General features: G+C 38.3%; 13 protein-coding genes. 6 read left to right on the plus strand and 7 right to left on the minus strand.

The features are described from left to right. Positions 1-50: 50 nt before the first annotated feature. The gene (gene pgeF / locus ACFINO_RS01950; RefSeq protein ID WP_375634212.1) at positions 51-842 is read left to right on the plus strand and encodes a peptidoglycan editing factor PgeF; all 792 of its coding nucleotides are present in this window, start codon (positions 51-53) and stop codon (positions 840-842) included. 474 nt (positions 843-1,316) lie between these two features. Then, on the plus strand, positions 1,317-2,249 hold the full coding sequence (locus ACFINO_RS01955) for a ribose-phosphate pyrophosphokinase (RefSeq protein ID WP_375654963.1): 933 nt from the start codon (positions 1,317-1,319) through the stop codon (positions 2,247-2,249). Here ACFINO_RS01955 and ACFINO_RS01960 read toward each other — a convergent pair. After that, positions 2,246-3,745, minus strand: coding sequence for a helicase HerA domain-containing protein (locus ACFINO_RS01960; RefSeq protein ID WP_375617602.1), 1,500 nt, complete (start codon positions 3,743-3,745; stop codon positions 2,246-2,248). The genes ACFINO_RS01955 and ACFINO_RS01960 overlap by 4 nt on opposite strands. 292 nt (positions 3,746-4,037) lie before the next feature. Between ACFINO_RS01960 and ACFINO_RS01965 the strand changes: the two genes are divergently transcribed. Then, positions 4,038-4,667 (plus strand): 50S ribosomal protein L25/general stress protein Ctc, encoded by a 630-nt coding sequence (locus tag ACFINO_RS01965; protein ID WP_375617601.1) that lies wholly within the window; start codon positions 4,038-4,040, stop codon positions 4,665-4,667. A 76-nt stretch (positions 4,668-4,743) separates the two neighbouring features. Further along, positions 4,744-5,316 carry an aminoacyl-tRNA hydrolase gene (pth, locus tag ACFINO_RS01970; protein WP_375654964.1) on the plus strand — a complete coding sequence of 191 codons (573 nt, stop codon included), beginning with the start codon at positions 4,744-4,746 and terminating at the stop codon, positions 5,314-5,316. Positions 5,317-5,553: 237 nt separating this feature from the next. Here the strand turns inward: pth and ACFINO_RS01975 are convergent, their stop codons facing one another. Then, positions 5,554-6,297 carry a L,D-transpeptidase gene (locus tag ACFINO_RS01975; RefSeq protein WP_375617599.1) on the minus strand — a complete coding sequence of 248 codons (744 nt, stop codon included), beginning with the start codon at positions 6,295-6,297 and terminating at the stop codon, positions 5,554-5,556. Positions 6,298-6,562: 265 nt separating this feature from the next. Here ACFINO_RS01975 and ychF point away from each other — a divergent pair, with 265 nt between their 5' ends. After that, positions 6,563-7,666, plus strand: a complete 1,104-nt coding sequence (ychF, locus tag ACFINO_RS01980; RefSeq protein WP_375654965.1) for a redox-regulated ATPase YchF — start codon at positions 6,563-6,565, stop codon at positions 7,664-7,666. Positions 7,667-7,825: 159 nt separating this feature from the next. Here ychF and ACFINO_RS01985 read toward each other — a convergent pair whose 3' ends face one another. The 4 genes from ACFINO_RS01985 to petA form a co-directional block, all read right to left on the minus strand. Beyond that, positions 7,826-8,266, minus strand: coding sequence for a PRC-barrel domain-containing protein (locus ACFINO_RS01985; RefSeq protein WP_375611176.1), 441 nt, complete (start codon positions 8,264-8,266; stop codon positions 7,826-7,828). 110 nt (positions 8,267-8,376) lie between these two features. Next, positions 8,377-9,273 (minus strand): cytochrome c1, encoded by an 897-nt coding sequence (locus ACFINO_RS01990; RefSeq protein WP_375654966.1) that lies wholly within the window; start codon positions 9,271-9,273, stop codon positions 8,377-8,379. Continuing rightward, positions 9,267-10,523, minus strand: coding sequence for a cytochrome bc complex cytochrome b subunit (locus tag ACFINO_RS01995; RefSeq protein WP_375654967.1), 1,257 nt, complete (start codon positions 10,521-10,523; stop codon positions 9,267-9,269). The genes ACFINO_RS01990 and ACFINO_RS01995 overlap by 7 nt, the downstream gene beginning before the upstream one ends. Positions 10,524-10,527: 4 nt before the next feature. Then, the gene (petA, locus tag ACFINO_RS02000; protein ID WP_375654968.1) at positions 10,528-11,076 is read right to left on the minus strand and encodes a ubiquinol-cytochrome c reductase iron-sulfur subunit; all 549 of its coding nucleotides are present in this window, start codon (positions 11,074-11,076) and stop codon (positions 10,528-10,530) included. A 726-nt stretch (positions 11,077-11,802) separates the two neighbouring features. On the opposite strand from petA, the gene ACFINO_RS02005 reads away from it, so the two are divergent. Next, positions 11,803-12,279, plus strand: coding sequence for a tRNA (cytidine(34)-2'-O)-methyltransferase (locus ACFINO_RS02005; RefSeq protein WP_375634307.1), 477 nt, complete (start codon positions 11,803-11,805; stop codon positions 12,277-12,279). Positions 12,280-12,762: 483 nt separating this feature from the next. Here ACFINO_RS02005 and ACFINO_RS02010 read toward each other — a convergent pair whose 3' ends face one another. Then, positions 12,763-14,016 carry a CCA tRNA nucleotidyltransferase gene (locus ACFINO_RS02010; RefSeq protein WP_375654969.1) on the minus strand — a complete coding sequence of 418 codons (1,254 nt, stop codon included), beginning with the start codon at positions 14,014-14,016 and terminating at the stop codon, positions 12,763-12,765. Positions 14,017-14,062 lie beyond the last annotated feature (46 nt).

The raw sequence follows: 14,062 nt of genomic DNA on the forward strand, positions 1-14,062 counted from the left end.
AATATGAACATCTCCATCCTCACTTTAAATAATCTCCATAAGGAACTTTTATGAAATCTATCCCTCATCCCATTCTTGCAAAAAATCTTTCTACTTTACACACCCATGGAATAAAACATGGATTTTTTACACGTCAAGGTGGTGTTTCAAAAAATCTTTATCATAGTCTTAATGTTGGGAAAGGTTCAAATGATCAACTTGAATATATTGTACAGAATCGTCTTTTGATTGCCAATTATTTTTCTATTGAAGCACAAAATTTAGTCACAGTTAATCAAATACATTCCTGTAACGTTGTCGTAGCTCATCAAGCAACTATCGGTGCACCTCCTCAAGCTGATGCTCTGGTTACAACCACCCCAGAACTCGTTATTGGGGTTCTTACAGCAGATTGCGGACCCATTCTGTTTGCTGATCCACAAGCTAGAGTCATCGCTGCAACTCATGCTGGCTGGCGTGGAAGCTTAAATGGAATTATCGAGAAAACAATTGCTGTTATGGAAAAACAAGGAGCCAAAAGACAATCAATAACAGCAGTCCTGGGACCTTGTATTGGCCCTTATCACTATGAAGTAACAAATGAATTTTACGACCAATTTATTGATTACCACAGCAAATACCAAAAATATTTTTTAAAAACAAACAAAATAAATCGCTTTTATTTTAATCTATGGGCATTTATTATAAATCAACTCAAAGAAGCAGGTGTTAATGCTTCTTGTGTAGAGCTTTGTACCTATCAAGATGAACAGCGTTTTTTCTCCTATCGCCGTGCAATACACCGCAACGAACCCGATTACGGACGGCAAATTTCTGCTATTATGCTGAAAAACAAAAGATGAGCCCCTTTTATGCTTGAGAACAATACCAAAACTGCAAAACTAAACTTTTTACCCAAATGGAAAAATAAATCCCATTGTACTTTGCTTTTTTCACGAAATTATCTACCAGCCCATAAAATATGATAGCCTTCGCTATGATCATTTTCAATGTTTGGTTATAATGATTGAAGGCAAGATGATACTTCTTTTTATTACTCCCCTTCATTCATCTTAAATATGAAACATTCCCCATATTGAAAGTATTTTTATAAAGTAATAACTAAAAAGCTTAATCAATATGTATTTCTTTGCCGCATGGAGAAAAAACTTTGCTCTAAAAGTAACAAACTTTTGGAAAAAGAGAAAACATACTGCATAGCTCTTTAATAATAATCAATAAAATTGTAAGGCTTTTGTAATTGTTCTCTTGCAATTTAATAAAAAGAAATTAAAAACCGTGTCGCATTCCCACCATGATGATTCAGAGGTTCTACTATGAAACTTTTCTGCGGAAATTCTAATCCACGCCTAGCTGAAGATGTTGCAAATTATTTGAACATCCCCTTAGGCAAAGCAACTGTAAAGCGCTTTGCTGATCAAGAAATTTTCGTAGAACTGCATGAAAATGTACGTGGACAAGATGTTTTTGTTTTGCAATCTACATCCTATCCCGCAAATGATCATTTGATGGAATTACTCATCATGATTGATGCCCTTCGTCGTTCTTCTGCGCGTCGTATTACAGCTGTTATCCCCTATTTTGGCTATGCCCGCCAAGATAGAAAACCAGGACCACGGACTCCTATTTCTGCAAAACTTGTTGCCAACCTAATTACGGAAGCAGGGGCCCATCGTGTTTTAACATTGGACCTTCATGCAGGACAAATTCAAGGTTTTTTTGATATCCCTACGGATAATCTCTATGCTGTTCCTGTCATTTCTCGCGATGTCAAAGTGCATTATTCTCTTGAAAATGTTATCGTTGTTTCACCTGATGTGGGTGGTGTGGTGCGTGCGCGCGCACTCGCCAAGCGCTTGAACAGTTTGCTCGCTATTGTGGATAAACGTCGCGAAAACCCCGGTGAATCAGAAGTTATGAATATCATTGGAGATGTATCGGGAAAAGATTGCCTTTTGCTTGATGATATTGTTGATTCAGGTGGAACTTTATGCAATGCAGCAAGTGCTCTGCTTAAACATGGTGCCAATAGTGTCACGGCTTATATCACGCACGGTGTTCTTTCTGGTAATGCAATCGAGCGAATTGCCAATTCAGAGATGAAAGAATTGGTTATTACAGATTCAATTATGCCAACACAAACTATTGAGAAAACCCATAATATTCGTGTTTTGCCCATTGCCGACCTTATGGGAGAAGCAATAGCAAGGACAGCAGCAGAACAATCGGTTTCCAGCTTATTTGGTTAAAGTGGTTCCCTGGGGTCTCCTGGTGCTGTTTCAACACCAAGATCAGGAAATGCAACAATACGTTGACCACTAAAATGCGTGTGAATAACAATAAGTCCACGCTCTTCAAAGTAGGTTAAAAGTCGGCGTGCACGGCTTAAAGAATGAGTCCCATAAAGCCGTGCTAAAAATGCATCAGATGGACATGGCTTTCCCCCTAATGCGGCCTGTGCCACGTTCAAGAAGACTCCTTGAACATCTTCTTCCAAACTTTCTGATATCTGCAAAATATGTTTCCAATGTTCACTGACAGCCGTTTGTTCATCAACAAAAGCCTGAGCAATAGCCAATTTACGCCGAAATTGTGAAAGATTAAAAGGAACCTTTGACATACCATGGATACGACAACGAACTGAAAAATCTTGATAAAGCACCGCTGTTGAACGATAAAAAGCTTCAGAATCCTCAAGAATTTCCCGAATAATATGTTCTGCTTGCCCGTCACGCTCAACATCAGAAAGTTCAGGAAATAAACTTGGATTTTCTTCCAACAACTCTTGTTTTTTATGCACTACCTCCTCTAACATCTCGTGCATTGACTTTTCCCTCATCGGCTCTCGTGTTTGTTTAAATGGCGTTAAAATTTCCTCTGGTGAAGCAGTAAAAACGAGCTCTTGCACATCATCCCGCTCTGTTGGAAGTGGCATTAATTTAGGGCTAGAAGAGCGTGCCAAAGTTTCAACAGAACCGATAATGATTGGTAAGGGACGTCGTGATAAAGCAGGTCCTAAAGCTATAAAATTTCCCCGTTCAAGATCTCTAAACATTTCCGCTTGACGACGCTCCATTCCCAAGAGATCAGCAGCGCGCACCATATCAATATCTAAAAAAGTCCGCCCTATTAAAAAGTTTGAAGCTTCCGCAGCAACATTTTTGGCAAGCTTAGCCAAACGTTGTGTTGCAATAACACCAGCAAGACCACGTTTACGTCCTCGACACATAAGATTGGTCATAGCGCTCAAAGAAATTTTACGCGCTTCATCAGAAACTTCTCCTGCTGCAGTTGGAGCAAACAATTGTGCTTCATCGACAACGACAAGCATAGGATACCAATAATCACGTTCTACATCAAACAGTGCCCCAAGGAAAGCCCCTACAGCACGCATCTGTTGTTCAGTATCCAAGCCTTCAAGATTAAATACCACTGAAACTCGATGTTGTCGAATGCGATGGGCAATACGAGTCAATTCTAATTCACTACGTTGAGCCTCTACAATAACATGACCAAATTTATCTGCCAAAGTTACAAAATCGCCTTCTGGATCAATTACACAATGCTGCACCCACTTAGCACTTTGCTCCAAAAGACGGCGTAAAAGATGTGATTTTCCTGAACCGGAATTACCTTGTACAAGAAGACGTGTCGCCAATAATTCTTCCAAGTCAAGAAGTGCTGGCATCGATTTATGCAAAGCACGACTCTCTGACATCTCACCCAAGGCAATCTCAACCTTCATAACATCTCCAGTGTTTGATTTTGAACATATCAGCGCCAGCACATATTGGTTGATTCTCCATCTACACCGTAATTTGTAACATTTCCTCCTTTTTAACGGTAGAAATCATCGATTTTTCCCACAACTCTTGCATCTATGAATAGTTTGAACTATAGAACAAACTTCTGCGTAGACACCCTTGGAGGCAACGCAGAATGGAGTGATCGCTGTTGGTTAGCGCATATCTTCATATCCATGCAAAAACTATTACTGTTTTTGAAGGATCTCCAATCATGTAAAAAGGACTTAAATTATGAGCAAAAGCTACACTCTTAAGGCCGAAAAACGCGAGCGGGTTGGTAAGGGGTCCTCCCGTGAACTTCGCCGCAACGGTCTTATTCCTGCTGTCATTTATGGTGAAAAACAACCACCCTTGGCAATAACAGTTCCCTATAAAGAAATTTTCTACAAAATTCATGCCGGTGGCTTTCGTACCACCATTGCAACGATTATTCTTGACAAGCAAAAAATTATGGTTTTGCCAAAAGATTATCAATTAGATCCCGTGCGTGACTTTCCCCTCCATGTAGACTTTTTGCGCATCTCAGAAAAATCCGTTGTAGAAGTGAATATTCCTGTCCACTTCCTCAATGAAGATACGGCACCTGGACTTAAAAAGGGTGGTGTCCTCAATATTGTTCGGCACGAAATTGAATGTACAGCTCCAGCAAGTGCTATTCCTGAAGCTATTGAAATTGATCTCTCCAGCTACTCTATTGGTGATTCTATTCACATTTCAGCAGTGCAACTGCCAAAAGATGTGACTCCCATCATCCAAGATCGAGACTTTACCATTGCAACCATTGCAGCTCCTGCTGGCATGGATGTCAGCGATGAAACTTCTGAACAAGAAAATGATGAAGAAGACACGGAAACTTCATAAAACTCAAAAGGCGGGAATTTTTTCCGCCTTAATTTATGAGACATTACCCTTACTCATACTTTGACTGAAGATACACATGTGGCTTATTGCTGGTCTTGGCAATCCTGGTTTACAATATCAAAATAACCGCCATAATATCGGTTTTATGGCTGTTGATGCCATTTATCAGTCCTTCTTTTTTTCTCCATGGTCAAAGAAGTTTCAAGCAGAAATCTCCAATGGTTTCATAAATAATGAGAAAATTTTTCTTATAAAACCACAAACTTTCATGAATCTTTCTGGTCAAGCTATCGGTGAAGCTTTGCGATTTTATAAATTAGATTTAAAGAATTTGATCATCATTTATGATGAGCTAGACCTGTCACCGGGGAAAGTTCGTATAAAAATTGGTGGAGGAAATAATGGGCATAATGGCATTAAGTCTATTGATGCCCATTGTGGTACTGACTATTGTCGTATACGCATAGGAATTGGTCATCCTGGAAGCAAAGAACTTGTTCATCAGCATGTCCTGGGAAATTTTACCAAATCTGATCAAGAATGGTTATCCCCTCTTTTAGAGACAATCGCAAAAAATATCGCTCTCCTTATAAAAGATGATAAATCCCTCTTTATGAATGAAGTTTCACAAACGATAAAAAACAATTAGAACCATTGGCTTGCATGTCCCAGTCGCGTGAAGAATATGAATAAGAACTCTTAAAAAAATCCTCTTATAAACTTAAGGCAAAATCTGTTGGCAACGTGAGAAGCTAAAAAATAGAACAGAATACAAGCTTGTATACACCTTTGAAAAAGAAAGGCTTTTATTCTCTTTTGAGAGAAAGAGAAGATTGAACAGCAAACCAAAATACTCAAACGGCTCTCTCCAATCTTCTCCCCTAAATTAAAAAAAATCATTTGGCTGAATGGTCGACTGTAGCGGATCGTAACCATTTGATTGTTGACTATAAACTGTAGGAATACTCCTATTGTTTTGCAATACCACAACACGCGAACCAACGGAAACACGATCATAAAGATCAATAATATCTTGATTAAGCAAACGGATACACCCACTTGAAATAGCACGCCCAATTGACCACGATTCGTGTGAACCATGAATACGGAAAAGTGTATCTTTCCCATTTTTGAACAAATAAAGTGCCCGCGCACCTAATGGATTATCGGGCCCTGGTGGCATTCCTTTCCCAAGATGACCATAACGTTCTGGTTCTCGAGCCATCATAGCTGCAGTAGGAGCCCAATTTGGCCACCGACGCTTGCGCTGTATAACCCCCTCACCTTCAAATGCTAGGCCTTCTTTACCGACACCAATCCCATAACGCAAAGCTTTTCCATTTTCACCAATAAGGTAAAGAAAACACTCTTGCGTATCGATAACCAATGTTCCAGGCGCATAAGATGTATAATAAATCACCTCTTGTCGCCAATATTTTGGATCAATTGTCGCAAGATCAACAGCAGGTAACGAATAGGTCTCATTCGTTACAGGACCATACAAAGCCTGTATTTCTGGTGGAATGTATCGAACTTGTTGAAAAGGTACCGATGACATATCTGACTGACGTGTAGCACATCCAGCCAAAGCCAAAAGTGCTGCAATTAAAAAGGCACAACGAGATAACACTCTTCTATTTTCTCCGATTAATTATTTATGCAGATTTGCATACCATGAAAAACTTAGCACAATATTAACATTAATTCGAAGTTTTCTTATCCTTGTAACTAAGGAGAACAATAAGGTAAGAAGAACTAAGGTAAAAAAGTAGATACCTACTACTTTAGACTTTTTTCTCACTTATCGCAAGACAAGGACTATAACTCTTCTGAAAATATGCTATAAAAAGGAAGCTTTATCTTGACCATAAAATCAATAGAAAAGAAAGACTCTCATGGGCTTTAAATGCGGTATTGTCGGATTACCTAATGTCGGGAAATCAACTCTTTTTAATGCATTAACAAAAACAGCCACTGCACAGGCTGCCAATTATCCTTTTTGTACCATTGAACCCAATACCGGTGAAGTTGCTGTTCCAGATTTACGAATGGAAAAAATTGCATCAATCGCTGGTTCAAAAGAAATGATTCCTACACGCATTAACTTCGTCGATATTGCGGGGCTTGTGCGAGGAGCTTCAAAAGGTGAAGGTTTAGGAAACAAGTTTTTAGCCAATATTCGCGAAGTCGATGCCATTGTCCACGTTTTACGCTGTTTTCAAAATGAAGATATTACCCATGTAGAAGGACGTATTGATCCTGTTTGTGATGCGACAACGGTTGAAACCGAACTCATGCTTGCGGATCTTGAAAGTCTTGAGAGACGAATCATACAAATCCGTAAACGAGCAACCGGAAAAGACAAAGAAGCTCTCACAATTTTACCTATTATGGAAAAAGCATTAAACATACTGCAACAGGGAAACCCTGTCCGGTTATTACTCAAAGATATTTCTTCCGATGAACACCACATTCTTAAGAGTTTGAATCTTTTAACCTCCAAGCCTGTACTTTATGTTTTTAATGTAAGCGAAAATGACGCCGCTCATGGAAATAGCTTTACCCAAACAGTTGAAAAAATGGCAACAGAGCAAAATGCGCAAAGCATTATCATCTCTGCTTCTATCGAAGCGGAAATTACACAACTGAGTGATGCTGAAGCATCAGAATATCTCAATGCTCTAGGACTCTTTGAACCGAGTCTCAATCGCCTCATTCGCGCTGGTTACCATTTACTTGATCTCATTACTTACTTCACCTGTGGGCCTAAGGAAACACGAGCATGGACAATTACGCGTGGTACAAAAGCTCCCCAAGCAGCTGGTGTTATTCATTCAGATTTTGAGCGCGGTTTCATTCGTGCCCAAACCATCAGCTATAATGACTATATTGCTTTGGGTGGAGAAAGCGGTGCAAAGGAAGCAGGAAAAGCCCGCGATGAAGGAAAGGAATACATTGTGCAAGATGGCGATATCATGTTATTTAAACATAATACTTAAATCTTCACTCTGTCTTAATAGTTTATCTTGAAAACTTTGGTAATAGCTCCTTGGAATCTTGTCGCAAAAATTCTCAAGAGTTTTTAGAACAAAAAAACTGTTGCTAGCATATGATTGTGATAGCAACAGCTTGATCCATTAAAGAATAGAAATATAAAATTAGCGTGTCCAACGCCCTTCGTATTTAAATGTTGGAGCGTTCTTTAAAGAATCTTTTGTCGCATTTGTAATGAGTTTCCATTTACCATAATCATTTGTCATCTGGATTGTTTCTGGAGAAACGACCACATAACTCTCGCCTATGCCAAGAAAACCACCAACAGCAATAACAAATCCTGCAATATTATTTTCACGTAAAATAATATCTTTTACTTCACCAATATTTTCATCTTCTATATTATATACATTGGCGCCTATAAGACTGGAAGCAACAAAATCCGTTGCTAAAGGTGTCACATAACGCACAGACTTATCTATCCCTACCTGTACAATACCCGTCGAAGAGATCATTTCAGGTTTTGAAGGCACTTCAAAAGACTGAGCATAAGTACTAGAAACCATCAAAATTGACATAAGAGTAGTACATGCAATTTTTTTCATTTTAACATCTCCATTTTTACTTTGCTTTTACTTTATAAAACCTCAATGCATCATAAAAAGATTTGTTCCTTATGCTCTTTATACTCTATACTCTTTTGAGCCTTGTCGCTTTACCCTTTTCTCTTTATTTCGTCTTTTATTTCTTTCTCTAATTCTTCTTCTAAACCACACCAAATACGATTTTTTAAAATATAAACAAACCCTGCAAAAATGATTAAAAATAAAATAACACGAAAACCGGTTTTTTTACGAATTTCCATATGAGGATCGGCAGCCCACATCAAAAAAGCAGAAACATCGCGCGCATAATGTTCAATGATTTCTGGGGTCCCATCTTCATAAGAAACCATACCATCACTCAAAGGAGGAGCCATAGTTAAAGAATTACCGGCAATAAAATAAGGATTATACCAATAACCATTCGCAATTTTTATCTCCTTCGGTGCCTTCTGATATCCTGTTAAAAGAGCCGTAATATAATCTGGACCAGCTGTATCATAATGAGTCAATACATCAGTAATTAAAGCAGGAAACGGCAAAGATACCCCACGTGCACGTGCCATCAATGTCAAATCTGGAGGATAAGCACTATTCAAAATAAATCTTGCTTCTTCTTCATGTGAAAAGGGAGAAGGAAAATAATCCGTTGCAATCCCAGCACGTTTAAAAAATTTTCCTTCTCGATTAGGACCATCGCGCACTTCATATTGCTCCGCCAAAGCTTTGATCTGTTCTTGATCATACCCAAGATCTTTTAAATTGTGAAAAGCCACATATTTTAGCCCATGGCAGCTGGAACAAACTTGTCTATAAACCTTTAATCCGCGCCTCAATTGCGCCTTATTATAAAGCCCAAATGGACCTGAAAAACTCCATTCTTGTTTTTTAGGAACCTGTAAAGGAAAAGAAATAAATCCCTCTTCCTGATCAGAGGCATCACTCGCTAAACTCTGAGCAGAAAAACTCATAGCAACAATAACAACCAACCCGACAAAGACATTTACCATAGTCTCTTTTTTTTCTGTTTTAAATCTTGCATAATTGAAGAAGGAAGAGAACAATTTTTTTCAAACGCTGGCAAAATCGGCAAAATAACCAAAAAAAATATAAAATAATAAACCGTAGCCAATTGTGTCCATAAAAGAATTTTGTCACTTATTTCTCTTGACCCCAACCAACCAAGAAAAATGACATCAATAACCAACGCCCAAAAGAAAATTTTATAAACAGGTCGATATCTTGCTGAACATATTTTAGAGCGGTCTAACCATGGCACAAAAATTAAAATGCAAATCGAACTGACGAATAAAACAAAACCAACAAAGTTTGAAGAGAAAATACCAATATCAAAAGTTATAGCACGAAGCATCGCATAAAAAGGCAAAAAATACCATTCTGGAACCACACGAAGAGGTGCCTTTAAAGGATCTGCCACACTATAATTTTCAGCCTGCCCCATATAATCGGGCATATAAAACAAAAACCAGGCAAAGAAGATGAGAAAAACAGTAATAGCAAAAATATCTTTGATAAGCGCATAAGGCGAAAATGGAACTGTTTCCTTATCTGATTGTATAGCAAGACCTGTTGGATTGCCTTGCCCAACACAATGAATTGCCCAAATATGCAGCCCCACAAAAAGAAGCAAAATAAATGATAAAACATAATGGAAAACATAAAAACGATTCAACGTTGGTTGTCCTACGACATAACCACCCAGAAGTGTCTCATGCAACCATATCCCCACCAAAGGTATCGTTTTTAAAAGCCCTGCAATCACTGAAGCCGCTGAAATAGACATCATCCCCCAAACAAGCACAGAACCAAAAAATGCTATTGCCATCATGATGATATAAATAAAAATACCTGTAACCCATACCATTTCTCGCATATTTTTATAAGAACCATAATAAAGTCCACGTGCCAAATGGATATAAACAGCAATAAAAAAAAACGAAGAGCCTACACAATGCCATGGACGAAAAAGCCAACCAAACTGCCCTTCACGCCGAAATCGTTCACTAGTTTCAAAAGCCAAATGAATATCCGGAACATAATGCATAGCCAAGACAATACCAGTCAAGAGCTGTGATAAAAGCATAATGGTTAAAATACCGCCAAATGTGTAAAAGTAATTAAGATTACGTGGAACAGGAAAAATCACAAATGCATTATAAAAAAAACGAGGAAGAGGAAAACGCTTATCAAACCAACGGACAAGAGCACTTTTAGGACAATAAGGAGGAAACCTTATCATGACTTTATCCTATTTTGAGCAAAGTATCAGAAAGAAATTGGTAAGGTGGAATAGTCAAATTATAGTTAGCTGGACCTGACCGCACTCTTCCAGCAGTATCATAAACAGACCCATGACAGGGACACAACCATCCTCCAAATTTACCCGATTGCCCAAGTGTTACACAGCCTAGATGCGTACAAAGATTAATAACAATAAGCCAATTTTCACGTCCTTTACCTGCTGAACGCGCAAAATCTGTTGCTTCCTTTTCACCTTCAAGATTAGGATTGCGCGCTTGACGATCTTTTAGAAGTCTCAATTCAGTAGCGCGCGCATCAGCAATTTCTTTTGCCGTACGATTTCGAATAACAACAGGCTGTCCTCGCCATTTTACCGTTACCGACATCCCCTCTTCAATACCAGAAAGATCAACCTCAACAGAGGAAGATGCCAAAACAGCTTCATCTGGACGCAACTGACGGATAAAAGGCCACACAACCGCTCCCATTCCAACTGTCCCTGCAACAGCTGTTACCAAAAACAGAAAATCCCGCCTCGTTTGCTCACCCATGGACTTAACTTAAAGAGACACTTTGCTAAAACATTCTTTTACCATACCCTCTCCCATTATACAATGCTTGATCACTCCGTTACCTCAACCATAAAAACATCCCCGTAAAAAACTCCTGCCATTTGTATGGTTTATACAAAAAACTGTTTTATAATGATAACTCATCGTTTTACGGAGTGAATGAAATCCCTAAACACCGTAAGGTTTTTTCATTTCAAACCTATTCATATTAATCAATCAAAATTACTCCCCCGCCCGTGAAAATCAGAGATAGCATGTAAATAAACACTTCTAAAGAAAGAAACATAGTCTTGTTATGACCATATCTCAGTAAACAAGTTGAGCTTATCGGTTATTTCTTTAACACATTTACAGCATCTCTCCCTCCCTCAATTCCAACTGGTTGCATGAGTATTTTTTTCGCTTCTGTTTTTGCATAAAAAGCATATTTTGTTGATTTTAATTAAAATTGATGATCTAACCTTATTAAATATCCCATTTTTCAACATAATGAGCCAATTCATTTCATGGATTGCTCAATAAAATGAAGCCCCTAATAGGGAGCTTCTCTCTGATCCCAAACAGACCTGTATACATAACTTTTTCCCTGAAATTTAAAGGGAATAAAAATGAACCGTAAAAAACATGTATTTCTCAAAGCATATTTTTCGAATAAATTGTGGTGCTTCTTTACAAAGTCGAAAGAAAAATCATATTACAGAGAACATGACACTTCATATAGCTCTTTTCCAACCTGATATTGCTGGTAATACTGGAACGATTTTACGTCTTAGCGCTTGCTTTGGTTTACATGTGCACATTATTGAACCTGCAGGCTTTAATCTGTCGGATCGTAATCTCAAACGCGCAGGATTGGATTATCTCGAATATGCTTCCTTAGAACGACACATTGATTGGCAACATTTTATAAGCTCCATGAAACACTTTAAACGCCGCCTGTTGCTTTTAAGTACAAAAGCAAAAACATGCTATACGCAGATATGCTATCAAAGAAATGATGTTTTACTTTTTGGTCGTGAAACAGCTGGCGTTCCCGATTATGTTCATGAAGCGGCCGATTACACATTGAAAATTCCCATGCAACCACAGGCACGCTCTCTAAATCTCGCCATGAGCGTAGCCATAACAACAGGAGAAGCATTACGCCAAATTGGTTATCATGAAAGAAACTGTAACCTATAAAAACATAAATTATCACGAAAAACAATAATACAACATATAAAGAACAGTTAGAGCGTATAATGCCTATCATTTTCCAACAATTAAGTGTTGGTAAAATAAACATTTCTTAGTGCCCATCACATCCATTTCATATCACCTCATATCACCACCTATGAATGATTAAATACTCCTCATAGTAAAAATCCATTGGACATCCACCTCTTTATGCTCATACAAAGTGCAAACCGCTATTACTATCCTCTATTCGTTCTCATTTTCGAGAATCCTTATCTTTGAGATGGTTCATAAGAGACATTTTTCCTCTCTGTAATCATTTTTCCTCACTTGTGGCGTGTAAGGCAATAACTTTGATTGATGTAATATGAACAGGTTTGAAATAACCTTACAATATTGTGAACTCTTATTTCACATGAATAATGATTATTATAAATTAATATGTTGACTTAAAAAATATAAACAACAGTGAGTTTATAAACAGAAATATTATAAATCAATTTTTTCTAATAGTGCATGACGATCCATTAAAAATCCGCTTTCAATCCATATCATTTCTAGCTCTTTAAGCTTTTTTCCTAAAAGTACACCTTTCGTAAAACCTTTCTTTATTAAATCGTTACCATTAATGGGAAAAGTTGGAATTTGCCATTTTTTGGCAAGTTGATAAAGCTTGACATAACCATCTGCTTTTTGCAAAGCATCACTTTTTTCCAGATGATCAAGATGTGATGCAGCGACAGACAACGATAATTGATCTAAAACTGGCTGTCGTCCATGAAAATAAATCAGTTTTTGCACAAAATGATCAGAACAGTTTTGGTTTATTATTTCTAACTCTGCCCATTCTTTTAATCGCGTTGTTTCCTTAAGAGAAAAACGCAAGCGCTGTGCCATTTCATGAAGACGTATGGGATCAGGAGGAAGAAGGCTTTCTAGCCGTAACAATGGATCAACTTTCCAACCAAGATCCTGTTCTGTCTTCACCAATGCGTGAATTGCATCAATACCCCATCGTTCTGTTTCAGGAAAAATGAGTGCCAAAATTCTGCTTTGTCGCATCCATAAAAGAGCACGCGTTGGATCAAACGCCGCAAGAAGCTTTTTCATTTCTGCCCAAATACGTTCAGAAGAAAGTTTTTTTAAACCGTGTTTTAAACGAACACATGCCTTCAATCCTTGCACATCAGGTCGCCCTGCTCCATACCACGCAAAAAAGCGAAAAAACCGTAAAATACGCAAATAATCTTCGCCAATACGATCTTCTGCAACCCCAATAAAACGAACTGTTCGGCTAGCAATATCACTCAAACCTCCCACATCATCATAAAGGTTGCCAGCAGCATCACAATAAAGCGCATTTATCGTAAAATCTCGCCGTTCAGCATCTTTTTTCCAATCACGACCAAATGCCACTTTTGCATGACGACCATCTGTTTCAATATCGCAGCGAAGCGTTGTAACCTCATAAGAACATGAATGAGCAACTACTGTTATTGTACCAAAAGCAATCCCTGTAGGAATAGCTTTAAATCCTGCTTCTTCTACACGTGCAATAACCTGTTGCGGCAAACAGGTTGTTGCAATATCAATATCACTAATAGGCTGCCCTAGCAGTTGATTGCGCACTGCTCCCCCTACAATACGCGCCTCTTCCCCCTCCACAGACAAAACACGAAGAAGTGTTTGGATATCACTTTGTTGTAACCACGCAACCTGTTTGAAGTTCTGTCTTATATTCACCCTTTAACCTTTCAAAAAAGTTGTCTTCATTGCTTTAAAAAACTCT

Source organism: Bartonella sp. AA83SXKL, from assembly GCF_042196965.1.
GTDB lineage: Bacteria > Pseudomonadota > Alphaproteobacteria > Rhizobiales > Rhizobiaceae > Bartonella.

What these genes read in the sequence shown, in the direction of transcription:
- pgeF (WP_375634212.1), top strand. Translation starts at nt 51, where the DNA reads ATGAAATCTATCCCTCATCCCATTCTTGCAAAAAATCTTTCTACTTTA.
- ACFINO_RS01955 (WP_375654963.1), top strand. Translation starts at nt 1,317, where the DNA reads ATGAAACTTTTCTGCGGAAATTCTAATCCACGCCTAGCTGAAGATGTT.
- ACFINO_RS01960 (WP_375617602.1), bottom strand. Translation starts at nt 3,745, where the DNA reads ATGAAGGTTGAGATTGCCTTGGGTGAGATGTCAGAGAGTCGTGCTTTG.
- ACFINO_RS01965 (WP_375617601.1), top strand. Translation starts at nt 4,038, where the DNA reads ATGAGCAAAAGCTACACTCTTAAGGCCGAAAAACGCGAGCGGGTTGGT.
- pth (WP_375654964.1), top strand. Translation starts at nt 4,744, where the DNA reads ATGTGGCTTATTGCTGGTCTTGGCAATCCTGGTTTACAATATCAAAAT.
- ychF (WP_375654965.1), top strand. Translation starts at nt 6,563, where the DNA reads ATGGGCTTTAAATGCGGTATTGTCGGATTACCTAATGTCGGGAAATCA.
- ACFINO_RS01985 (WP_375611176.1), bottom strand. Translation starts at nt 8,266, where the DNA reads ATGAAAAAAATTGCATGTACTACTCTTATGTCAATTTTGATGGTTTCT.
- ACFINO_RS01990 (WP_375654966.1), bottom strand. Translation starts at nt 9,273, where the DNA reads ATGGTAAATGTCTTTGTCGGGTTGGTTGTTATTGTTGCTATGAGTTTT.
- ACFINO_RS01995 (WP_375654967.1), bottom strand. Translation starts at nt 10,523, where the DNA reads ATGATAAGGTTTCCTCCTTATTGTCCTAAAAGTGCTCTTGTCCGTTGG.
- petA (WP_375654968.1), bottom strand. Translation starts at nt 11,076, where the DNA reads ATGGGTGAGCAAACGAGGCGGGATTTTCTGTTTTTGGTAACAGCTGTT.
- ACFINO_RS02005 (WP_375634307.1), top strand. Translation starts at nt 11,803, where the DNA reads ATGACACTTCATATAGCTCTTTTCCAACCTGATATTGCTGGTAATACT.